The organism is Pseudoalteromonas sp. UG3-2 (assembly GCF_037120705.1).
Taxonomy (GTDB): domain Bacteria; phylum Pseudomonadota; class Gammaproteobacteria; order Enterobacterales; family Alteromonadaceae; genus Pseudoalteromonas.
On the sequence record NZ_JAWLJU010000002.1, the window covers coordinates 2,653,111 to 2,675,595 of the forward strand.

Annotated in this window: 24 protein-coding genes; 16 read left to right on the forward strand and 8 right to left on the reverse strand. The window is 46.3% G+C overall.

The features are described from left to right. Positions 1-87: 87 nt before the first annotated feature. Together R3P39_RS14910 and greB are read right to left on the reverse strand one after the other, a co-directional pair. A complete protein-coding gene (locus R3P39_RS14910) occupies positions 88-2,400 on the reverse strand; it encodes a Tex family protein (RefSeq protein WP_336568423.1) in 2,313 nt (770 codons plus the stop codon). Between the two features lie 105 nt (positions 2,401-2,505). Further along, positions 2,506-2,991: a transcription elongation factor GreB gene (greB, locus tag R3P39_RS14915; protein WP_336568425.1), complete on the reverse strand. Its 486-nt coding sequence runs from the start codon at positions 2,989-2,991 to the stop codon at positions 2,506-2,508. Positions 2,992-3,188: 197 nt separating this feature from the next. Here greB and ompR point away from each other — a divergent pair, with 197 nt between their 5' ends. The 3 genes from ompR to R3P39_RS14930 are packed head-to-tail and all read left to right on the forward strand — an operon-like array spanning position 3,189 to position 5,953. Then, positions 3,189-3,908, forward strand: a complete 720-nt coding sequence (gene ompR / locus R3P39_RS14920; protein WP_336568427.1) for an osmolarity response regulator transcription factor OmpR — start codon at positions 3,189-3,191, stop codon at positions 3,906-3,908. 4 nt (positions 3,909-3,912) lie between these two features. After that, a complete protein-coding gene (gene envZ, locus R3P39_RS14925) occupies positions 3,913-5,223 on the forward strand; it encodes a two-component system sensor histidine kinase EnvZ (RefSeq protein ID WP_336568428.1) in 1,311 nt (436 codons plus the stop codon). Between the two features lie 10 nt (positions 5,224-5,233). After that, positions 5,234-5,953, forward strand: coding sequence for a hypothetical protein (locus tag R3P39_RS14930; protein WP_336568429.1), 720 nt, complete (start codon positions 5,234-5,236; stop codon positions 5,951-5,953). A 45-nt stretch (positions 5,954-5,998) separates the two neighbouring features. On the opposite strand, the gene R3P39_RS14935 is transcribed toward R3P39_RS14930, so the two are convergent. The 4 genes from R3P39_RS14935 to hslR form a co-directional block, all read right to left on the reverse strand. Continuing rightward, positions 5,999-6,178, reverse strand: coding sequence for a hypothetical protein (locus R3P39_RS14935; RefSeq protein WP_336568430.1), 180 nt, complete (start codon positions 6,176-6,178; stop codon positions 5,999-6,001). Positions 6,179-6,491: 313 nt separating this feature from the next. After that, entirely contained in the window at positions 6,492-8,030 is a 1,539-nt protein-coding gene (locus R3P39_RS14940; protein ID WP_336568431.1) for a phosphoenolpyruvate carboxykinase, read from the reverse strand. Positions 8,031-8,292: 262 nt separating this feature from the next. Next, positions 8,293-9,138: an Hsp33 family molecular chaperone HslO gene (gene hslO / locus R3P39_RS14945; RefSeq protein ID WP_336568432.1), complete on the reverse strand. Its 846-nt coding sequence runs from the start codon at positions 9,136-9,138 to the stop codon at positions 8,293-8,295. Between the two features lie 11 nt (positions 9,139-9,149). Further along, the gene (gene hslR / locus R3P39_RS14950; protein WP_336568433.1) at positions 9,150-9,560 is read right to left on the reverse strand and encodes a ribosome-associated heat shock protein Hsp15; all 411 of its coding nucleotides are present in this window, start codon (positions 9,558-9,560) and stop codon (positions 9,150-9,152) included. A 265-nt stretch (positions 9,561-9,825) separates the two neighbouring features. On the opposite strand from hslR, the gene gspC reads away from it, so the two are divergent. From gspC to R3P39_RS15015, 13 genes are read left to right on the forward strand one after another with little or no spacing between them, the layout of a single operon-like run. Beyond that, positions 9,826-10,722 (forward strand): type II secretion system protein GspC, encoded by an 897-nt coding sequence (gspC, locus tag R3P39_RS14955; RefSeq protein WP_336568434.1) that lies wholly within the window; start codon positions 9,826-9,828, stop codon positions 10,720-10,722. A 27-nt stretch (positions 10,723-10,749) separates the two neighbouring features. Continuing rightward, on the forward strand, positions 10,750-12,816 hold the full coding sequence (gspD, locus tag R3P39_RS14960) for a type II secretion system secretin GspD (RefSeq protein WP_336568436.1): 2,067 nt from the start codon (positions 10,750-10,752) through the stop codon (positions 12,814-12,816). Then, positions 12,809-14,398, forward strand: a complete 1,590-nt coding sequence (gspE, locus tag R3P39_RS14965; RefSeq protein WP_336568437.1) for a type II secretion system ATPase GspE — start codon at positions 12,809-12,811, stop codon at positions 14,396-14,398. The genes gspD and gspE overlap by 8 nt, the downstream gene beginning before the upstream one ends. Next, positions 14,398-15,624 (forward strand): type II secretion system inner membrane protein GspF, encoded by a 1,227-nt coding sequence (gspF, locus tag R3P39_RS14970; RefSeq protein ID WP_336568438.1) that lies wholly within the window; start codon positions 14,398-14,400, stop codon positions 15,622-15,624. The genes gspE and gspF overlap by 1 nt, the downstream gene beginning before the upstream one ends. Positions 15,625-15,684: 60 nt before the next feature. Then, a complete protein-coding gene (gene gspG, locus R3P39_RS14975) occupies positions 15,685-16,110 on the forward strand; it encodes a type II secretion system major pseudopilin GspG (protein WP_336568439.1) in 426 nt (141 codons plus the stop codon). Positions 16,111-16,113: 3 nt separating this feature from the next. Further along, positions 16,114-16,707, forward strand: coding sequence for a type II secretion system minor pseudopilin GspH (gene gspH / locus R3P39_RS14980; protein WP_336568440.1), 594 nt, complete (start codon positions 16,114-16,116; stop codon positions 16,705-16,707). Further along, on the forward strand, positions 16,704-17,081 hold the full coding sequence (gspI, locus tag R3P39_RS14985; RefSeq protein WP_336568441.1) for a type II secretion system minor pseudopilin GspI: 378 nt from the start codon (positions 16,704-16,706) through the stop codon (positions 17,079-17,081). The genes gspH and gspI overlap by 4 nt, the downstream gene beginning before the upstream one ends. Positions 17,082-17,086: 5 nt before the next feature. Beyond that, positions 17,087-17,716, forward strand: coding sequence for a type II secretion system minor pseudopilin GspJ (gene gspJ / locus R3P39_RS14990; protein WP_336568443.1), 630 nt, complete (start codon positions 17,087-17,089; stop codon positions 17,714-17,716). Then, a complete protein-coding gene (gspK, locus tag R3P39_RS14995; RefSeq protein ID WP_336568444.1) occupies positions 17,713-18,717 on the forward strand; it encodes a type II secretion system minor pseudopilin GspK in 1,005 nt (334 codons plus the stop codon). The genes gspJ and gspK overlap by 4 nt, the downstream gene beginning before the upstream one ends. Continuing rightward, positions 18,714-19,919: a type II secretion system protein GspL gene (gene gspL, locus R3P39_RS15000; protein WP_336568446.1), complete on the forward strand. Its 1,206-nt coding sequence runs from the start codon at positions 18,714-18,716 to the stop codon at positions 19,917-19,919. Before gspK ends, gspL begins: the two co-directional genes overlap by 4 nt. Continuing rightward, the gene (locus R3P39_RS15005) at positions 19,916-20,389 is read left to right on the forward strand and encodes a type II secretion system protein M (protein ID WP_336568448.1); all 474 of its coding nucleotides are present in this window, start codon (positions 19,916-19,918) and stop codon (positions 20,387-20,389) included. Before gspL ends, R3P39_RS15005 begins: the two co-directional genes overlap by 4 nt. Before the next feature lie 2 nt (positions 20,390-20,391). Continuing rightward, entirely contained in the window at positions 20,392-21,150 is a 759-nt protein-coding gene (locus R3P39_RS15010; protein ID WP_336568449.1) for a type II secretion system protein N, read from the forward strand. Between the two features lie 50 nt (positions 21,151-21,200). Beyond that, the gene (locus R3P39_RS15015) at positions 21,201-21,773 is read left to right on the forward strand and encodes a UPF0149 family protein (RefSeq protein ID WP_336568450.1); all 573 of its coding nucleotides are present in this window, start codon (positions 21,201-21,203) and stop codon (positions 21,771-21,773) included. On the opposite strand, the gene R3P39_RS15020 is transcribed toward R3P39_RS15015, so the two are convergent. After that, a complete protein-coding gene (locus tag R3P39_RS15020; RefSeq protein WP_336568451.1) occupies positions 21,770-21,973 on the reverse strand; it encodes a hypothetical protein in 204 nt (67 codons plus the stop codon). The two genes, R3P39_RS15015 and R3P39_RS15020, sit on opposite strands and share 4 nt — an antisense overlap. Next, positions 21,973-22,332 carry a hypothetical protein gene (locus R3P39_RS15025; RefSeq protein WP_336568453.1) on the reverse strand — a complete coding sequence of 120 codons (360 nt, stop codon included), beginning with the start codon at positions 22,330-22,332 and terminating at the stop codon, positions 21,973-21,975. The genes R3P39_RS15020 and R3P39_RS15025 overlap by 1 nt, the downstream gene beginning before the upstream one ends. Between the last annotated feature and the right edge of the window lie 153 nt (positions 22,333-22,485).

Below are 22,485 nucleotides of genomic sequence, written 5' to 3' on the forward strand. Positions count from 1 at the left end.
GTTAAAACCCCATTAACCGAAAAGCGCGACGTTAGCCGCGCTTTTCTTTGCTTGTCTTATTAGCGAACTGTTTGTCTTATACCAGTGCTATTTTTTCAATTTTGCAAAGGCTTCGGCGAACGCGTTCCCCATGGCAGCATTGCCATTATCGCGAGACTTTTGCTTGGCCGCTTTATTACCTTGTTTACCTTTGGCCGGTTTCTGGCTGGGTTTGTGCGATGCCGCAGGATTAACTTCGTCATGCAGTCGCATGGTAAAGCTGATGCGTTTACGGGGAACGTCAACCTCAATGACTTTTACTTTAACAATATCACCGGCCTTAACCACATCTCGAGGATCAGAGATAAACTTATCGGTGAGTGCCGAAATATGAACAAGACCATCTTGGTGGACGCCAACGTCTACGAACGCACCAAAGTTTGCTACATTCGATACTACGCCCTCTAGCACCATTCCCACTTTTAGGTCATTGATAGCCTCAACGCCAGCTTTGAATTGCGCTGTTTTGAACTCAGGACGCGGGTCGCGGCCAGGTTTATCGAGCTCTTTGATGATGTCATTAACGGTAGGCAAGCCAAACTTATCGGTAACATAGTCATTGGCAACAAGTGCATTTAACACCTCTGAGTTACCTAGTATGCCAGACACGGCAATATTCTGCTTTTCACACATGGCTTTTACCACTGGGTAGGCCTCAGGGTGCACTGCTGAAGCATCCAGCGGATCGCTGCCATTGCTAATACGCAAGAAACCAGCGGCTTGCTCAAAGGCCTTAGGACCCAGTCTTTCGACTTTCTTTAGTGCCTTGCGGTTTGCAAATGAGCCGTGCTCATCACGGTATTTCACAATGTTACTGGCTAATGTTTTGTTTAAACCCGACACGCGAGTAAGCAAAGGAACAGAAGCGGTGTTCACGTCAACGCCCACTGAGTTCACACAATCCTCAACAACTGCTGTCAGTGACTGCCCTAATTGACTCTGTGAAACATCATGTTGGTACTGCCCTACGCCAATAGACTTAGGTTCAATCTTAACCAGTTCAGCCAGAGGGTCTTGCAGTCTTCTTGCGATTGATACGGCACCGCGCAAAGAGACATCAAGATCTGGAAACTCATTGGCGGCAAACTCAGACGCCGAATACACCGACGCTCCGGCTTCACTGACCATGACTTTGTTTAATTTAAGCTCAGCGGCATTTTTCAAAAGCTCAGCGGCCAATTTATCGGTTTCACGCGATGCGGTACCATTGCCAATAGCGATCAGCTCGACTTTATATTGGCGACACATTTGTTCAAGTGTCTTCAGTGATTTATCCCACTGATTTTGCGGTGCATGAGGATGGATAGTACTGGTTGCTACCAGCTTTCCTGTGGCATCGACAATGGCAACCTTGCAGCCTGTACGTAGTCCAGGGTCTATACCCATGGTCACCTTTGCACCAGCAGGTGCGGCCATCAGCAGGTCTTTTAAGTTTTTGGCAAAGACATCAATGGCATCGCGCTCTGCACGTTCACGCATGGCGGCCAAAAACTCGTTTTCGAGGTGTAAGGCGATCTTAATTTTCCAGGCCCATTGTACTACGCTCATTAACCAGTCACTGGCGGTATAACCTGATACCGCAAGCTGGTAGTGATCCGCAATCATTTGCGCACAAAACTGCGCTGCGTCTTGGGCACTGGGTTCTGGATTGATGTTAAGCTGCAGTACGCCCTCATTGCGCGCTCTGAGCATAGCCAAAGCGCGATGCGAAGGCACTTTGCTTAATAATTCGTTGTGTTCAAAATAATCGCGGTACTTGTTGCCACTTTCTTCTTTTCCAGCAATCACTCTGGCTTCGAGTTGGGCGTTAAGTTTTAAGTGCTGGCGCAGTTTAGCTAATAATTTAGCGTCTTCGGCAAAGCGCTCCATCAGGATAAACTTAGCGCCATCAAGCGCGGCTTTGCTGTCTGAAATACCTGCATCACCATTAACAAACTCTAAAGCTTGTTGTTCCGGGTTGAGATTAGGATCGGCAAATAAGGCATCTGCCAACGGCTCAAGCCCTGCTTCAATGGCGATTTGGCCTTTGGTGCGGCGCTTCGGCTTATAGGGTAAGTACAAGTCTTCAAGCTCAGTTTTACTCTCTGCAGCATTGATCTCAGCGCTCAGCTCGCTACTCAGTTTGCCCTGCTCATCAATGGTTTTAAGAATAAATTCACGGCGCTCATCCAGCTCACGTAAATAGCTGAGACGCTGCTCAAGCAAACGTAGCTGGGTATCGTCTAAGCCACCCGTTACCTCTTTACGGTAGCGGGCAATAAATGGCACTGTGGCCCCTTCGTCTAGCAAGGTAACAGCAGCGGTTACTTGTTGCTCTTTAGCGCTCAATTCCGTTGCTAAACGTTGTGCGATATTGCTCATGCAAAATCCTTATAATCTCTTATAACTGTTTTATGGCCGTGTGGCACTAACCTGATGAGGCAGGCTTACCAAGGTGCCGCGAGCTAATTACTGGCTAATATAGTATCACTGATCTGTGTCGCTACGATATTCGATTTGATTGATAAACCAAAGTCGTTCGCCTTGTGGAGAGCGGACGACTACTTCATCATCGACCTGTTTACCTAACAGCGCCCTTGCCATTGGGGCATCGATGGAGATGTAGTCGTTGCGGTCATAAATTTCATCAGGACCAACAATGCGAAATTGTCGCACTTCGCCGGCTTCACTTTCCACCTCAACCCAAGCACCAAAAAAGACTTTGCCTTCTTGCTGACGATCGTAGGCGACCACTTTCAGCTCTGGTAAACGCTTACGCAAAAAGTGTACTCGGCGGTCGATTTGCCGCAGTAGGCGTTTATTGAAGGTGTAATCGGCGTTTTCAGAGCGATCGCCTAGGCTGGCAGCCCAATTCACAATTTTGGTGATTTCAGGGCGCTTTTCAAACCATAAGTGGTCATGCTCTTGCTGCAACTGACGATAACCTTCCGGGGTGATTAAATTTGTCTTCATAAGGCCATGGTTGGTGTTAAATGTCTTGTAATGTTCGGTAACAATCTAGTATCAATGTATGGTGTCTAAAGTAGTGAAATTCAATTATATTTAAGAATAATAATATTACCATGCTGAAAGCATGCACAGCGTTTACTTAATTTTCGCTGTAACAGCAAGCTAATCACTTTTTCAGACTTATAAATAGAAGAAAGTAAATGGGAAACGAAACCACCAAAGTACTAGTTGTTGATGATGATATGCGCTTACGCAGTTTGCTTGAACGTTACTTGGTTGAGCAAGGATTCATTGTCAGAAGCGCCGCCAATTCCGAGCAAATGGATCGCTTAATTGAGCGAGAGAATTTCCACCTAATGGTACTCGACCTGATGCTACCGGGCGAAGACGGTTTATCGATTTGTCGTCGTCTGAGGCAAAAAGAAAATGAAATCCCCATTGTTATGCTGACCGCCAAAGGCGATGAAGTGGATAGAATCATCGGTTTGGAGTTAGGGGCGGATGATTATATTCCTAAGCCTTTCAACCCAAGGGAGTTATTGGCACGGATTAAAGCAATATTGCGCCGTCGCGCCAAAGAGGTCCCAGGGGCTCCCGCGGCGGAAGAAAACGAGGTCAGTTTTGGTGACTTCACACTCAACTTGGCAACCCGAGAAATGCAACACGGTGATGAGACGATTTCGCTCACCAGTGGTGAGTTCGCTGTGCTTAAAGCATTGGTTAGCCATCCCCGAGAGCCACTCAGCCGTGATAAGTTGATGAACTTAGCGCGAGGCCGTGATTACAGTGCGCTGGAGCGCAGCATTGATGTTCAAGTGTCGCGCTTACGTCGGATGATTGAGGACGATGCCGCCAATCCACGTTATATTCAAACCGTTTGGGGTTTGGGATACGTTTTTGTGCCCGATGGCGTGAAGTAGTCTTATGTTACCTCGTAGTGCCTTTGGGCAAACCGTCTTTTTTGTCGGTGCTTTACTGCTCATAAACCAGGTCGTTTCTTATGTCACGGTAACGCTCTATGTGTTCAAACCCACCTTTGAACAGGTCAACTTGATGCTGGCTAAGCAAGTAAAAACGGTATTCATTGACTGGGAAGACGGCGTCGAAGTGGACTCTAGCCTGTCGAGTAAGTTCTTTGAAATTACCGGCATTGAGGTGATGACACAGCGGGATGCTTATCGTAATGGCCTCGGTCAAGCAAAAGAGTATACGCTACTATCACGCAGTATGTCTGAGCAGCTCAATGGCTCTGCCCGAGTGCGGATCAGTCAAGGCGACCCTGTGGTTTACTGGGTTGAGACACCACAAGCACCAGGATGCTGGGTACGAGTACCTTTAGCTGGGCTGAGTGAAACAAAAATGGAGTTTTTGATTTTTTACCTTTCCAGTATTGGTTTTCTCAGTGTGCTTGGAGGCTGGTTATTTGCTCGACACCTGAATAAGCCATTAAAGTCGTTGCAGGTGGCTGCAAGTCGAGTCGGTGATGGTGACTTTTCAACCCGCTTAGTGGAAGAGGGCTCAACGGAAGTAATAGAAGTGACTCGGGCGTTTAACAAAATGTCTAAAGGCATTGCCGAACTGGAAAACGATCGGCGGCTATTAATGGCTGGGGTATCTCACGATTTACGTACGCCATTAACTCGGATTAGGTTAGCCACCGAGATGATGTCGGAAGAGGAAGACTATTTGCGTGATGGCATCATTGACGATATTGAAGACATGAATGCCATTATTGATCAATTCATTGAATATTTGCGTCATCATAATGGTGCCGAAATGGTCAGCGGCGATGTTAATGGCGTCGTTGAAGAGGTCGTTCATGCTGAACAGCAACATCAACGGCCAATACATTTCCAAGCAGAAGCCCATTTACCCGAAGTGGTCATGAATGCGGTTGCCATTAAACGGGTGGTGACGAATATGATTGAAAATGCTATTCGTTACTCGCAAGAAGCGATTGAGGTCACCACAGAATACAGCGCAAAACACCGCGCGGTACTGGTAAATGTGATGGATCGTGGCCCGGGCATTCCTGAGTCTGAATTGGAGTCGGTATTTGAGCCCTTTAAACAAGGGGATCAAGCGCGCGGCAGTGAAGGCAGCGGCCTTGGGCTTGCCATTATTAAACGCATTATCACCACCCATGGCGGCCGGGTAAAGCTGCGCAACCGCGAAGGGGGAGGCCTAATAGCACAGATTTCACTGCCCATCGCGAAAAAATACAGCTCGCAATAAAGGACTGCCCTTGGCAACAGAAAATATCCTTAGTGTAAGCTATACCCCAGGTTGCCTCGAAGAGCCGCTGGTGATGCAAATAAAGTCCGTCATTGTCGCTTCATTTAACGGCATTGATGCGGATGCTTATTATCAGCAATACTTTGATGATCCGGCTGTTTCAAAGCGGCGTTTGCGGCTGTACTTTGAAGATAACCTGGTGGTGGGGTATTGCTTGCTGACTTTTACTGATATGTCTAAACGGCAAGTAGTAATAGGTGCATCAGCGGCATTTTTAGCCCACCACCGTGGCAAGAACAATACCTTTGCCTTTTCTATTGTCGAAGCAATCAAGCATTATGCTCAGCGCCCTTGGCGGCATCATGTTTACGCCGATACCATGCTGAGCCCTGCGATGTTTCGGGCTATGGCCAAGAATATTGCTATCGTTTACCCCAGTCAAACAGGTTTTAATCCTAAGGTAGCCTCCCTTTATGAAAAGCTTAACCCAGAGGGAATAATCAGCGCCGGCAATAACATGCGTTGCTTGCGCAAAGTGGGTCGGCATGTCAGTTACAGCGCAGCTGAAATCAGTCAGTTTAGAGCCAGTCAAAAGCCAGAAATTGCACTGTATTGCCAAGTGAACCCAAACTTTCATCAGGGGGTTGCACTGGTAACCATTATTCCTATTTCAGTTAGGCAATTAATGACCACGGCAATAAAGCTTTTTGCCAGAATCTTCACTGGCTGAATTACAGTAAAGGCGTTGAAGCCGCCTTTACTGTCTATCAGTTTTCTAGCTAGGGCACATTCCCAAAGATTCACAAATCGCAGGGTGGGTGTTGCAGACTTGCCAACTATTGCAGTCAATTTTAGAGACTTCGTACTCTCCTGCCGCTATCTGCTGTGTTACTGTTCGTTGCAGTTGATCCGCTCTTAGTGATTTGAGTGGCTTCTTTTTTAGTCTTAGTTTCATTAGCTTTCCTTAAACGTTAGTCAATAGCACTGATATGAAAGCATAAAGTTAATGGTAGGTTAAGGTTTGTTGGTTGAAGTTTACTCAAGTTCATTATTTTTGCTTAATTAAGTCGCGTTTTTTTAAGCATGCAAACCTTATTTAGCAGCACTTTTTACTTGGATTATTTGGTGCAGTAGAGCTCGAACTTTGTACGATTGCGGTTACTGCAGTGGCAGTTGAATCCTAGTGGCAGAATAAAGTGATGGAATGAGCAGACACAAAAAAACGCCCAACGAGGGGCGCTTTTGATAAAGGAATCTTACTGGGTGGCTTAGCCGCGTGGACCCGCTGCTTTTATCGCCTCAGAGACATCATACTTAGCAAAGTTTTCTTTGAAGTCTGTTGCCAGCTTCGCTGCATACTCTGCGTATTTGTCTTTATCCTGCCAAGTATTGACTGGGTTTAGCAATTCACTATTAACCCCTTCAACAGCCACTGGCACGTCTAGATTAAGCGCTTCAATATGCTGTGTTTCAACGCCTTCCAGTGTGTCGTTAACAATTGCATCAATCACTGCGCGAGTAGTTGGAATATCAAAACGCTTACCTACACCGTAAGGGCCACCGGTCCAGCCAGTATTCACTAAGTACACCTTAGCACCAAACTCACGTACACGTTTCATCAACAACTCGGCGTATACGCCAGCAGGGCGAGGGAAGAAAGGCGCACCAAAACAAGTAGAGAAGGTGGATTCAATATCTGATGTTGAGCCAATCTCAGTTGAGCCTACTTTTGCAGTGTAGCCACTTAGGAAGTGATAGGCAGCAGCTTCTTCGCTTAGGATAGAAACTGGCGGTAATACACCACTAACATCGCAGGTTAAGAAGACCACGGCACGCGGTTCACCAGCACGGTTCTCTTCTTTGCGCTTTTCTACGTGCTCAAGTGGATAAGCCGCTCGAGTGTTTTGCGTTAAACTTGAATCGGTGTAATCAGGGGTGCGAGTTTCATCGAGCACGACGTTTTCTAAGATAGTGCCAAAACGGATGGCATCCCAAATTACTGGTTCATTCTTTTGTGAAAGATCGATGCATTTAGCGTAGCAACCGCCTTCAATATTGAATACGCTGCCAGGCGCCCAGCCGTGCTCGTCATCACCAATAAGGAAGCGTTTTGGATCGGCCGATAAAGTGGTTTTACCGGTACCAGAAAGGCCAAAGAATAGCGTGGTGTCGCCTGCCTCACCAACGTTCGCGCTGCAGTGCATTGGCAGTACGCCTTTTGCTGGAAGCAAAAAGTTTTGCACCGAGAACATCGACTTTTTCATCTCGCCTGCGTAATGCATGCCAGCAATAAGTACCTTACGTTGTGCGAAGTTAATGATAACCGTACCATCGCTGTTGGTGCCATCGCGTTCAGGATCACATACAAACGACGGCACATTCATTACCTGCCACTCAGGTAAATCAGCAGCATTATAGTTTTTAGGTTCAATAAACATGTTCTTGGCAAAAATATGGTGCCATGCTGTTTCTGTGGTCACATTTACTGGTAGATAGTGCTCAGAATCAGCGCCAACTTCAAGGTGAGAGACGAAGTGGTCATTTTCAAGCACGTGAGCTTCAACGCGAGCCCATAAAGCATCGAATTTATCGGCATCAAACGGGCGGTTGACATTGCCCCATTGGATGTCATTTTCTGTGCTTGATTCTTTAACGATAAAACGGTCATTAGGAGAGCGTCCAGTACGGCGACCTGTTTTTGCAACAAAAGCTCCATTTGCGGCTAAAGTGCCCTCGCCACGGCGGATCGCGTGTTCGACAAGTTCAGCTGCAGTTAAATCGACAAAACGAGTAGCGCTTGAAGTCATGTTTATACCTAAAAAGTGAGAGTTGAACGGGATAGCTCTGGGGTACTTTTGCCCTAAGCTGATTTTATAGTAACAGATGGAATTGAGATATTCGAGACTTTGAAGGGGCTAAAACTGCATAAAAACAGCAAAAAACTTGAATAATTTCAATGATACCGGTGTCATAAATTTAAGGCTTTTTATGACACCGGTATCACTTTTTGGGGATAAAAAAACCGCTAATTTCAGCGGTTTTATTTACTATGTCGAGCTAAAAGCTGATTTAGTTAAAAATCGATTTAATATCTTGCTCGTTAAAGACATAATTTTTCAAACAATAATGGCAACTGATATTGATCTCACCTTGTTCCTTTATATCTGCCATTAATGCGTCAAGGCCAATGTTGGCCAGTGCATTTTCGGTTTTTTCACGGCTACAGCCACAGACAAACTCAATGGCTTGTGGTTCGAACAGCTGCGGGTTGTCTTCGTGGTATAAGCGAGTCAGCACGGTGTTTGCGTCTAGCTCCAACAACTCATCGTCTTTGATGGTATTGCTAAGCGCTTCTAAATGTTTAAAGTCCGCCAATGACTTTTCTTTATCAACCGGCAGTACTTGTAAAAATAACCCAGCTGCTTTTACGCTGTCGTTATTTACGCGGGTCGCAAACCACAGACGCGTTTTTAGCTGCTCAGACTGTTCAAAGTATTCTTCTAAGCACTCTGCTAACGTTGGTTTAGCAAGAGGAACAATGCCTTGGTAACGCTCACCTTTGGTCGGAGTAATGGTGAACACCATGTGGCCCTTGCCAAACAGCTCTTGAATTGAGCTACCAGACACCTCTGATTGCATTCTCGCAACCCCTCGCATTTGTTGCTTGTGGTTACCATTGATCACCGCATATTTTACCGCTCCATCACCTTGAAGTTGGACCGCAATGTCCCCTTCGAACTTCAGTGTCGCAGTTAATAGACTGGTCGCAACAAGTAGCTCGCCTAAAAGCTGCTGAACAGGCTCTGGGTAATTATGACCGCTGATGATGTCGCTGAAGGTTTGTTCTATCTGTACAAGCTCACCACGGACATCAAGCTTGTCAAAAATATAACGATGAAGTAAATCAGTCTGCATTAATGAAAATCCTAGTTTGACTTCAATTTAAGTAATTCACGGCGCTGCTTTTTGTCTGGCTTGGTTGCCGGACGAGGCGCAAATAAACTGTTGTTTTTGCGTGCAAGCGCGTTTTGGGTTCGTTTTTCAATACTTGCTTCAGACTCTTCATAAAGAGTTTGGGCAATCGGAGCGGCTTGGCGTTTATCCATTATTTTGAGGACTGTGACTTCTTTTTCCTCATAGCCTTGGGCAAGTTTAATCAGTGCACCTACTTCAACGTTCTTGCTGGGCTTACAGCGCTGACCGTTGTAATGAACCTTACCTCCTTGCACCATCTCACGTGCCAGGGCTCTGGTTTTATAGAAGCGAGCCGCCCATAACCATTTATCAAGGCGAACTTTCTGTTCTGCTTGGTTGTTTTCCTGCTGGAGTTTTGTCACAATTCGTTAACTATTTTTTAGGGTGAAAATTAACCCCATAAATTTAGCATATTTCGCCTTGCAAACAAAGCTAATAGCATCATGCTAAGAGCGAAGTGCGGCGTATCATTATCGATTAATAGAACGAACCGAGTTCGAGCTGTGCGCGGTTATCGACGAGTTTCTCAAGTGTACCGATTTAATTAAAAGTTTAACAATTACACGCTTGTTGAAAAATAAGCGAAGCGGTACACTGGGGCGTTCAAGAGAATAAGAAAAGTATTATATGGAATTACAGTTACAACAATTTCAACGGTTTTGGCTTAAGTTGCCGCATGCCAAACTGAGCTATGCCATTGTTATCTTTTCGGTTGTTTATGTCGCGTTTTTGTTTTCGCAGCTGTTTTGGTTATTGTGGCCAGTTCCTCAAACGCAACCTTTAGCCTCAGCCTCTCAGGTTTACAGCCAATCAAGCGGTGGCGTCTCAAGTAACAACATTATTGCTAATAACCTGTTCGGTAAAGCAGCCGAAGGGGAAGTTGCAAAACCTGCTCCTGTGGTCTCCGACGCCCCTGAAACCACCTTGAATGTACGATTAACTGGCATTGTGGCAGTAAGCCAAGACGATGGTGCTGGTTTAGCCATTATTGAATCGCAAGGTCATCAAGAAACATACAGTGTGGAACAAGCGATAAAAGGAACTCGAGCAAAACTGGCTCAGGTATTGCCAGATCGGGTGATTTTAGATGTCAGTGGCCGTTTTGAAACCCTGATGTTAGACGGCCTTGAGTTTAGCCGTACCGTTGCCATGCCGGTAAAAGCCAAGACCCAACCGCGCAGCAGCATCGTGCCGAATACACAACAGAAAACCAGCCCGAGTGTGCTTTCTGGTCGTCGTGCAGAGTTATTAGAGGATCCTGGGAAGTTATTTGAATACATTAATATTGCGCCTGAAAAGCGCAATGGTGAGTTAGTTGGTTACCGCTTAACACCGGGAAAAAACCCGGAACTATTCAAGCAAGCCGGCCTACAAGCAAACGATTTGGCGATAGCCATCAATGGCTTTCAACTCACCGATATGAAACAGGCCATGTCAGCAATGAATGAGCTGAGAACCAGTACCGATGCTAGCATCACGATCGAGCGGGACGGTCAAGTGATGGACGTGCAGTTTAGCCTGTAAAGTTACTAATTTTGGAGTTTAAGAATAATGGGTAAGAAGCTACACCTCACAAAAATGAGAAAAGGGTTAGCTAAGTATGCAACGCTTTTGATTGCTGCTGGTCTTTCACTTTCCGTTTCTGCGGTTGAATATGCCGCGAACTTTAAAGGCACGGACATCAATGAGTTCATTAACATCGTTGGTAAGAACTTAAACAAGACCATTATTATTGACCCCAATGTGCGTGGCAATATTAATGTGCGCAGTTACGAGTTAATGGATGAATCACTTTATTATCAGTTCTTTTTGAACGTACTCGAGGTCTATGGCTATTCCGCTATCGAAATGGAAAGTGGCGTCATCAAAATCGTGCGTAGCTCCGATGGTAAAAAGTCTAATGTGCCATTAGTTGAAGGCGAAGGGCTTGGTAATGGCGATGTTATGGTCACTCGCGTGGTGCGTGTGAAAAACGTCAGTGTACAAGAGCTAGGGCCACTTATCCGACAGTTCAGTGACCAAAAAGATGGGGGTCATGTCACGAATTTAAACTCCGCAAACGTGATGATGCTGACAGGGCATGCGTCATCGGTAAATCGCTTAGTTGATATCATCAAAACGGTTGACCAGGCCGGTGATAAACGCGTGGATATTGTTAAATTAAAACACGCCACGGCAGACGATGTCGTGCAGGTGGTTGAAAAGATCTTTCAAGATTCTGGCAAGGGCGGAGTTCCTGACTTTTTGATCCCAAAAATTGTTTCAGATACGCGTACCAACAGCGTCATTGTCAGTGGCGAATCACAGGCCAGAAGCCGTGCTGCGGAGCTCATTAAACGCCTTGACGATGAACTGGAATCACAAGGCAACACTCAAGTTTTCTACCTTAATTACGCCAAAGCTGAAGATTTAGTAAAGGTCTTACAGGGGGTAAGTAAATCGATTGAAGAAGAGCAGTCGAGTGGTCAAAAAACGCGTACGCGCAGTGGCAGTAAAAACGAAACCAGCATTGAAGCTCACCCCGATTCGAACTCTTTGGTTATTACAGCCCAGCCTGATACCATGCGCTCACTAAGCCAAGTGATTAAAAAGCTTGATATCCGCCGTGCGCAGGTATTGGTAGAAGCCATTGTGGTTGAGGTCTCTGAAGCCGATGGTATTAACTTAGGTTTACAATGGATCTCAGAGCAAGGCGGCATGTTGCAGTTTAACGATGGCAACACAGTACCAGTAGGCTCATTAGCGGTGGCCGCAGAGCAAGCACGTGATCGTGAAATTAAAGGCACCATTGTTGGTACGGATGACAACGACGTCTCTAACACCACCACCACAGAGCGCGGTGATTACAATGCGCTAGCTAGTTTGTTGGGTGGTATTAACGGACTGGCTGCAGGTATTATTAAGAATGACTGGGGTGCTATTATCCAAGCGGTGTCATCGGATACCAACTCCAATATTCTTGCAACACCATCGGTTACCACCATGGATAATGAAGAAGCGTCTATGATTGTGGGTGAAGAAGTGCCTATCGTTACTGGCTCTGCTGCTGGTGATAACAACTCCAACCCATTCCAAACCGTCGACCGCCAAGAGGTGGGTATTAAACTTAAGGTTACCCCGCAAATCAATGACGGCAGTGCGGTGCAGTTAACCATTGAGCAAGAAGTTTCAAGCGTCAAAGGCGCCACCTCGGTTGATATTCGAGTCAGTAAACGCGCCATTAACACCACCGTTATTGCCGATGATGGTGGTATGGTTATCTTGGGCGGATTAATTGATGAAACGGTGCAAGAAAGTGTTTCTAAGGTACCTTTGCTTGGCGACATCCCTGTATTAGGCCACTTGTTTAGATCTACGGGTACGCAAAAAGAGAAACGTAACCTGCTGGTATTCATTCGCCCGACGATTGTCAGAGACAGTCGCAGCATGAACGAAATTAGCCACTCTAAATATAACTTTATTCGTGGTCAGCAACTAAACCACCGCGAAGATGGCATTGAGTTAATGCCATTCGAGCAAACCCCAGTGTTACCTGAGTGGAATGACAAACTCGAGTTACCGCCGACGTACGAAGAGTTCTTAAAAGAGCAGACTAAGCAAGAGCGTGAAAATGATTGAGGAAAAAGCCACGTCTGAGTTAGGCGCTGAAGCTGAGCAAATGGCAGCTCAGCTACAAAGCAGCGAGGTGGAACCTGAAGCGATTGCTGATGAGCATGTCAGTGAGGCTGAACTCTCGCTGCGCTTACCGTTTTCATTTGCACGTCGTAAAGGGGTGCTGTTAAGTCAAGCCGAAGAGCGCTTAACCCTGTTCCACAAAGGCACATTAGACTTTGATACCCTTACCGAAGTTCGCCGGGTTGCAGCACAACCGTTTGTGCTAGAAGAGCTCGATGCCGACCGTTTTGAACATATGCTAGAGGCGGCTTATCAACGCGATAGCTCAGAAACTCAGCAGATGATGGAAGACATTGGTAACGAGATGGATTTGTTTTCGTTGGCCGAAGAATTACCGCAAACCGAAGACTTGCTTGCTGCGGACGATGACGCCCCGATTATTAAATTGATCAATGCCATGTTGAGTGAGGCCATTAAAGAAGGGGCCTCAGATATTCACATTGAAACGTTCGAGCAAGAGTTGGTGATCCGCTTCCGTGTCGATGGTGTGCTCAAAGAAGTACTTAAACCCAATCGCAAGCTCTCCTCGTTGTTGGTTTCGCGTATTAAAGTAATGGCCAAGCTCGATATTGCAGAAAAGCGCATTCCGCAGGATGGTCGTATCAGCCTAAGAATTGCGGGTCGAGCTGTGGATGTGCGGGTGTCGACCATGCCATCGAGCTTTGGTGAGCGCGTGGTCTTGCGTCTATTAGATAAAAATAACGCTCGCCTAGATTTAGAAGACCTCGGTATGACTCAAGCCAACCGTGATGCCTTTGCCGATATTATTGCCAAACCCCATGGCATCATCTTGGTAACCGGTCCAACAGGTTCTGGTAAGAGTACCACCTTGTATGCGGGCATGACGCAAATCAACTCTAAGGATCGTAATATTTTAACGGTAGAAGATCCGATTGAATATGAGATCCCAGGCATAGGCCAAACTCAGGTGAATCCTAAGGTAGACATGACCTTTGCTCGAGGTTTACGGGCTATCCTCCGTCAGGACCCCGATGTCGTTATGGTGGGGGAGATCCGAGATTTAGAAACTGCGCAAATCGCGGTGCAAGCGTCATTAACGGGTCACTTAGTATTATCAACCCTGCACACCAATACTGCCTCAGGGGCGATCACCCGAATGGAAGACATGGGGGTGGAACCTTTCTTGCTGAGTTCTTCGCTGCTCGGAGTACTATCACAGCGTCTAATTAGAACCTTATGTCCTAGCTGTAAAGAGCCGCACTTAGCCGATGACCGGGAATGTGAGCTGCTAGGCGTTGCTAGTGATAGCAACACCCAAATTTATCGCGCTGTAGGCTGTGAAGAATGCAACTACAATGGCTATAAAGGCCGAACTGGTATTCATGAATTATTAGTGGTTGATGAGCCCATTCGTGAACTTATTCACAATGGTAAAGGCGAGCAAGCGGTGGAAAAGTACATCCGCAAGCACACTCCAAGTATTCGCCAAGATGGTTGTTCGCGGGTATTGGCTGGCCAGACAACCCTTGAAGAAGTACTGCGGGTAACGCGTGAGGAAGGTTAATGGCTGCGTTTGAGTACCGCGCCTTAGATGGTAAAGGCAAAGAAAAGAAAGGCATTTTAGAAGCCGATACCGCGAAACAAGTACGGCAGATGCTGCGCGAAAAAGCGCTGATGCCGCTTGAGGTGTTGCCGGCTGCAGAAAAAGAAAAGTCGCAAAGCAAAGGGGGCTTTACTTTATTTAAAGGTTACCGTCCTTCAGTGGCGGATATTGCCCTTATTACTCGCCAGCTAGCGACCTTGATCCAGTCTTCATTGCCGGTAGAAGCGGCTCTGATGGCTGTGGCTGAACAGTGCGAAAAGCCAAGGCTCAAGCGCATGTTGATGGCAGTGCGTTCGAAGGTCGTAGAAGGTTATACCTTGGCCGATGGCATGTCTGAGTTTCCTCATGTGTTTGATCACTTGTATCGTTCCATGGTGGCCGCAGGGGAAAAGTCTGGGCATTTGGACCAAGTGTTAAACCGTCTAGCTGATTACACTGAGCAACGACAGCACATGCGCAGCCAAATTACGCAAGCCATGGTGTATCCGATTATTTTGGTTATTTTTGCCGTGGCGATTGTGTCTATATTGCTCGGCACTGTGGTACCTAAAATCTTAAAAACCTTTGAAAAGTCAAAGCAAGCATTGCCTTGGACTACCGAGTGGGTAATGGCTGCTAGTAACTTTGTGCAAAATTACTGGATGATCAGTCTTACGGTGATTGTGCTAGGATCTTATGGCGCTAAAAAGGCCCTGCAAAACCCTAAGATCCGCTTTTGGTATGATAGCAAACTACTGACCTTACCAGGCTTAGGGAAGGTGGCTCGAAGCGTAAACACGGCGCGATTTGCACGAACCCTCAGTATTTTGTCATCCAGCTCGGTGCCCTTATTAGAAGGAATGAAAATTTCTGGACAAGTACTCGAGAACGAGAAAATTAAAGCCTCGGTGGCAGAAGCGGCAACCCGCGTTAGTGAAGGTGCAAGTCTCAGAGCGTCGTTACAGCAAACCAAAATGTTTCCACCCATGATGCTGCATATGATTGCCAGTGGTGAGAAATCAGGAGAGTTGGAGCAAATGCTCGAGCGCGCCGCGAATAACCAAGAAACAGAGTTTGAAAGTATGGTAAATGTCTCGCTGAAATTGCTAGAACCTGCGATGATAGCGACAATGGCGATTATTGTACTCTTTATCGTTATGGCGATTCTGCAGCCAATTATGGCGATGAACAAAGCCGTAGGATTGTAGTCAAAAAGGAACAGTCACCATCAGAATGTGGCTATCAACAACAGCATTGAGGTAAATATTGTGAAAAAGCAATCAGGTTTCTCACTTTTAGAAGTAATGGTGGTATTAGTTATCATCGGTATGATTTTGTCTATTGTGGCGCCGAATGTCATGGGCCAACAAGAAGAAGCAGCAAAAGAGAAGGCGCGTTTGGATATTCGTCAGCTTGAAGATGCAATGAAAATGTACAAGCTGAAAAACAAGCGTTACCCAACTACAGAGCAAGGCCTGGAAGCACTCGTGACGAAAACCAGTATCGATCCAGTGCCGCGCCGCTTTCCTGAAGGTGGATTTATTTCTGAGTTACCAGAAGATCCATGGGGCAATTACTATCAGTTAGTTAGCCCAGGTGAAATGGGACAAATCGATATCTTCTCAATGGGTCCGGATGGTGAAATGGGCACCGACGACGATATCGGTAACTGGGATACTGAAGACGAACGTTAATAGATGTTGTCGTACTCGCCTATTTCTGAAAACAACAAAGCGCAGGGCTTCAGTCTACTTGAAGTCCTCGTTGTTTTGGTGATCATTGCCTTTTCGGTTAACTTAATTACCTACACCGTCAGTGACAGTGATGAAGAAGAGTTAGAAAAGATGGCGATGCGAGTGCAAGGAACCATCAACTTAGCCTCAGAATTTGCGGTGCTCAACCAAGTCGAATTAGGACTTCATCTAGATAAAGACACCCTTGAGTTTTTGGTGTTTGATGGTGAAAAATGGACCACCTTCGAAGCCGATGACATCTATAAAGCAATTAAATTTCCCAAGCAGTACGAGGTTGAACTCATTTTAGAGGATTTACCTTGGTCGCAAGATAACTTGTTAGAGCAAGCCAATTGGCGAGAGTTGATGAGTGGTGGCGATGAGGATGAGCTGTTGGAGTTAAAGAAGCTAAAGATCCCCCAAGTGCTTATTTTATCTTCCGGTGAAGTCAGCGCCTTTCGCTTAAAAGTTGAGAACACTGAACTAACAGAACCTCTTTACTTTGTTGAAGGAGAGTTTATGGCGCCGGTTGGCTTGGTGCGGGAGCCTGAACTATGAAACGCAGTAACAGTGTCGGCTTTACCCTACTCGAAGTGATGGTGGCCTTGAGTATCTGCGCGGTGGCAGGAATCGCGGCCATGAAGGCGACAGGCGAACACATCACCCACATAGGTTCACTTGAAGAGCAAACTTATGCATCTTGGGTGGCAGAAAATCGCTTGGTGTTTATACGCGCCCAGGGCGCCAACTGGAAAGGGGGCAACGGCAGCAAAGGGGAAGAGGAAATGGCTGGCGTGACTTGGTATTGGCAGCAAAAAGTGGAAAAAACCGCCGATCCCAGTTTTGTAAAGCTCAGCGTGCACGTGTTTCGCGACCCAGAGCTGCAGTACTCAATTTATGACATCACTACTTTTATGTATCGAGGTAAGTAGTGGTGATGGTGAATAGGCAGTCTGGTTTTACCCTAATAGAAGTGTTGCTGGCGTTAGCCATTTTGGCTGTAGTGGTCACCGCTACGCACCAAATTCTAGACTCCACTCTCAATGCTCAGCAAGCTTCGGCAGAAAAAATAGCGGAAATGGAAGGATTACAAACAACCTTCCGGCTAATGGATCAAGATTTCAACCAAATAACTAAGCGTAAAGTGCGCAATGAGGCCGGTGACTTCAGCCCTACTCACATAATACATGGCCGCTATGAATTAAATAGCCAATTTGATGGCATTGCATTTGTCCGTGATGGGTGGACCAATCCGATTGATTTACTACCGCGTTCAGAACTTCAAGCGGTGGGATATCGCGTAATCAATGATAATTTAGAGCGCATCTATCGCGTTTATGTCGATCAGCTGGACGGCACTGAGCCACGATCTCAAGTTATTTTACACGACGTTGAAGAACTCAAGTTTGAATTTTTAGATGATAAGTTGGAATGGCAAAGCGACTGGCGGGCAAAAGCCTTACCCAAAGCAGTAAGAGTGACTTTGCAGCAACGCGAGAGTGATCCAATAACGCGTTTATTCTTAATTCCCGGAACGGGTGAACGTGACGAGGATCTGCTGCCATGATAAAACAACAAGGTGCGGCACTCGTTATTGTGTTATTTATTGTCGCATTAGCGGCTACCATTGCAGCAGACATGGCAAACAGCTTAATGGTGCAAGTGCAAAAAGCGACCAATATTCAGACCCAGCAACAAGCAAAGTGGTATAGCTATGGCGCCGAGGAACTTGCCAAGCGAGCCTTGGTACAAGTAAAAAAAGACGATCCTGATAGCATCAACTTGGATCAACCATGGGCAAGGGAAGAGATCCCATACCCAGTGGATCATGGCACGCTCAGTGGCAAAATAACCGATTTACAAGCGTGTTTAAACCTCAATGCTTTGCGCGCGAAAGCGCAAAACAACAATACGAATCAAGGCTCACAACAGCTCGGTGGTAAAAACATCAACCCGGCACATGCCGCCTTATTGGAGCTGTTAAAAAATATTGATGATTTACCCAGCTATGAAAGCGAAGAGGCACTTGCGGATGGCGTTTACGATTGGCTAGACGAAGACAGCATCACCTACCGCTCTGGGGCAGAAGAAGACGAGTATATGTCTCGACAAATGCCGTACTTGACCGCCAACAATTTAATGGCTTCTGTCAGCGAACTGAGAGTGATCCGTGGTTTTAACCCTTTGGTGATGGAGAAGGTAAAACCTTATATTTGCGTTATTCCAGGCAACGCAGAGCTTGCTATAAACGTAAACACCCTTTTACCTGAGCAGTCGTTGTTATTATCTGCGCTTATCCCCGGCCTAACCAAATCGGGGGCGGATGCGATTATTGCCGCAAGACCTAAAGAGGGTTTTAACGATATTAATGAATTTTACACGGAAGTGGCCAATCAAGGGGTGAAAAGCCCCAATAAGACTTCCAAGATTTTTACCATTAACAGCAACTATTTTCAGTTGCGAGCAACAGCGGTGTTTGATGAGCGACGCTTTTCCATGACATCAATTATAGAAACAAAAAACGGTAAAGCGCATGTGCTTGCTCGCAAATTTGGAGGCATAGAGTGACAGAGCAATTATTGATCCGAGTGGATCAGTCACACCAGGCAACAATACATTGGCTTGTGTGGTCGACAGAACAACAACAAATTATTGCCAGTGGCGAATTAGAAAACAGCCAGCAGCTCCACACCTTGGCTGAAAAAGCCCAGTCACGTCAGGTCGTGCTTCTGCTGCCTGCAACCGCTGTGCAACTGAGAACATTGACGCTGCCTGCCAAATGGAATCGTAAGCTAGAGCAAGCGCTGCCATTCATGCTTGAAGAACACGTGGCAACAGACATTGATAGCTTGTTTATTGCACCGGGTAAGCCAGGCTATGCAGATGAACAGCACACCATTGACGTCGCCTTATGTAATAAAGCGTGGCTGGCTGAGTGGTTCGAAGTGTTGCAAGGGGCCGACATTCATGTCGCTCGCGCCTTACCTGAAGCTTTATGTCTGCCGCATCAAGAGCAAGCCACAACGGCGGTACAGTTAGGTGAGCAATGGCTATTTAGGCACGATAAATGGCAAATTGGTGCAGCTGAGACGCAGTGGTGCCAAGACTATTTAACCATCAGTGGCACCACGAAACTGGTGCATTATAGCCCTGCAGCTGGCTTGCCTGAAGAGGTCGAATTGGTCGCGCAGCAGCAAGAATATGATTTGCCCTTGGCGCTGTTCGCCAAGCAGTTAAATGCCATCGAGTTTAACCTCCGTCAGGGCCCATTTGCGGCCAAGAAAAAGCAGCCACAATGGTGGCGTGATTGGCGTGGTGGCCTTATTGCAGCAAGCGTGGCTGTGGTCAGCTTTATTGCTATAAAAAGCACGCAACTTTATGTTGTTAGTGCACAAGCTGAGCAACTTCAAGCGCAAGCGGTGGCGATGTATCAACAGGCATTCCCCAATAAAGTAGTCAGACCTAATTTATTGCGAGTGCAAATCAAAAATGATTTAGCTGCTTTGTCAGGCACTGAGCAAGGCGGCTTATTGCAACTCACCAATCATTTTGTGGCGATTTACGACGAAGTCGACTCCTTTACGCCTCAAAGCTTTCGCTATGATAGACGTAGAAATGAGCTTAGGATCCGCGCTAGAGCGAAAGAGTTCCAAGTGTTTGGCCAAGTCAAAGCCATTTTGGAGCAGCGTGGTGTCAGTGTTGAGCAAGGGGCGCTGAACAATGATGGCGACTTTGTCGTCGGTGAGATCCGGATCAGAGGTGCAGCATGAAGCAACAAATTCTGAATTATTGGCAATCTTTAAAAGAACAAGAGCAGCGATTATTGCTCATTGCAGGCGCCGTATTTATTGTTTTCTTCTTGGTAATGGTGGTATTTAGGCCGTTAAACCAGGCGGTAAGTGATGCCGAAGCCAAGTTAAAACGCAATCATGAGTTAGTGAATTGGGTAAGTAAAAGTGTCGCAAAATTACAGTCCAACAGTACAACGAAGGTGATCGCCACCGGCAATCTCAGCCAAGTGGTGAATCGTACTCGTAATCGTTTTGATATTGATATTAGTAAAATGCAGCCCAGTGCAGACTCATTACGACTCACGATAGATAGCGTTGAGTTTAACCAATTGATCAGCTGGTTGGATGAATTAACAAACAAACACGGCGTAAAAGTAGAAAACTTGGACATCGCTGAAGGCAATCTACCTGGGTTTGTCCGTGTTAGCCGCTTGGTTTTAGAGAAATAATTATGAAAAGAACACTATCTCTAGTGATTATATTTTTAATCGCATTTATTATTTTCAGTGCCTTTACCATGCCAGCTGCAGTGATTTTGCAGTTGTTCAAGGGCCAGTTACCCGCCAATCTTCAGCTTGGAGCGGTTAATGGCACGGTTTGGCAAGGTCAAGTGAGTGGCGTGCGCTTCAATAACATTCAGCTTAATCAAGTGGAGTGGCAATTGCAGCCAGCTTCTTTATTGGGGGGCAATTTGGCTGGACGAGTGAAATTTGGCAATGCCAGAGACAGCAATGAAATCTCTGGCAACGCACGCTTTTCAAGTAATTTGTTTAGTCAGTCCTTGCGTGTCAGCAATGCTTCTTTACGCTTTAGTGTGGAGCAAGCCATGGAGCAAGTGACGCTGCCTTTGCCTGTGGATGCTAAGGGACGCGTTATCGTTAATGTTGATAACTACCAATTGGGGCAACCCTATTGTGAAGATCTGCAAGGTGAAATCAGCAGTCCAAACATTGATGTCAAAGGCATGAATGGCTGGTTCAGTATTGGCGATCTTAGCGGTCAACTGGATTGTAAATCGGGCGATATTGCGGTTGTGGTAGACCCAGAGAACCGTTTAGGACTTCAGGCTGATGCTACCCTCGCTGCCAACTTTCAATTCCGCGTTGCTGGTAACATCAAGCCAGAGGCGAGCTTACCCAAAGAAGTGCATGATGCCGTGAAGTTTTTAGGCCGACCTGACAGCGATGGCCGTTATCCGGTAAACTTATAACAATATCGAACTTAATTTGATGCGCGCCAAAGCGCTTTGCAAGGCCAATTATGTATAAGATTGCATTTACAGACGAGCAGCAACAAGCGGTATTAGGGTATTTCGCTGAGCGTGATATTGTCATTGACCTGCCATTCTTGCAGGGGTTTTTATTCGCCACCTGTGTTGATCCCAATGGCATAGAAGTAGAGCAGTGGCTGAAAACCTTAACTAAAGACGATCAAGCATTAGACGAAGCGATTGCTGTGGCATTAATGGCGCTGCATCATGAGATCAGCGAACAAGTATATGAAAGTGGCTATGAGTTGCCTTGGCACGCAGACACTCCGCTCGAGCAGAAAAGCAGCTGGTGTGAAGGGTTTTTAATGGCGGCAACGCCTTTTTATCAGCAATTAATGGCAAGCCCGCTCAATGATGAGGTGAAACAAGCACTGCAAGTGAGCACCGAGCAATTAGGGCTATTTTCGCTGGGTGAAGCACAACTTCAGGCTTACTGCTCACAAGTAAAACAACCATTGGCGGAGTTCATTCAAGAGCAAAGTGAGTTAGCGGCAGAGTTTGCTCCAGCCTATGCGGAATTGGTTGAAGTCGCTGCGGTAAACAGCGGTCTGTTTGAAGGTTAAGCTAAATCAAACTCGATTGCGGTACAGCCTTTTGGGCATTTTGCTGCGGCGCGCTTTTCTTGGCCCGCTATTAAGCTCAATACAATTACCTGACCACAGTCAGGGCAGCGCACCTGCTTGCCTTGACTGAGCTTTTTAATTAACGCCTTTTGCTCATTAAATGAGTTGGCAAACTTTTTATTCAGCGCCTCAAAGTCCATTACAGTGCTTTTGCCTCCTGCATTGCTTGGGCGGTGATGTCACAGATTTTTATCAGATCTGGGCCGTAGAAATACAGGTTAATGTCATTTTCTTTGCAATACTTAAGGTGAAAAACCCTCACTTTTTCATCTGTTGCTAGGGCTTCCGTAATGTAATTGTGCTCTGCTTCAGTCATTTCGAGTGCTTTGACTACTTTTGCTCTGGCGATCCTTGCGGCGGTACTACGGCGAACCTTGCTGGTTTCGCTGAGAACTTCCACGCCTTGGCCAAGTAGTTTTTCTCTGGGCTCTTTGATCATCGGATGATCCACCGTGAATAGTGCGACCACTATTATGGCGAGCAATATAAATTTCTTCATAAATTAACTTGGCTTTGATCTAGCTAATGTTGTTGGTGTCGCTAGTTTAATAAACTAAAGGCCAGCGCTGCAAGGACTCTCACTATTTATTACGACTTTTAAGTCAACTGGCTATTACTTATAGAGTTTCACGGCGTATAATAGGGTTACAGT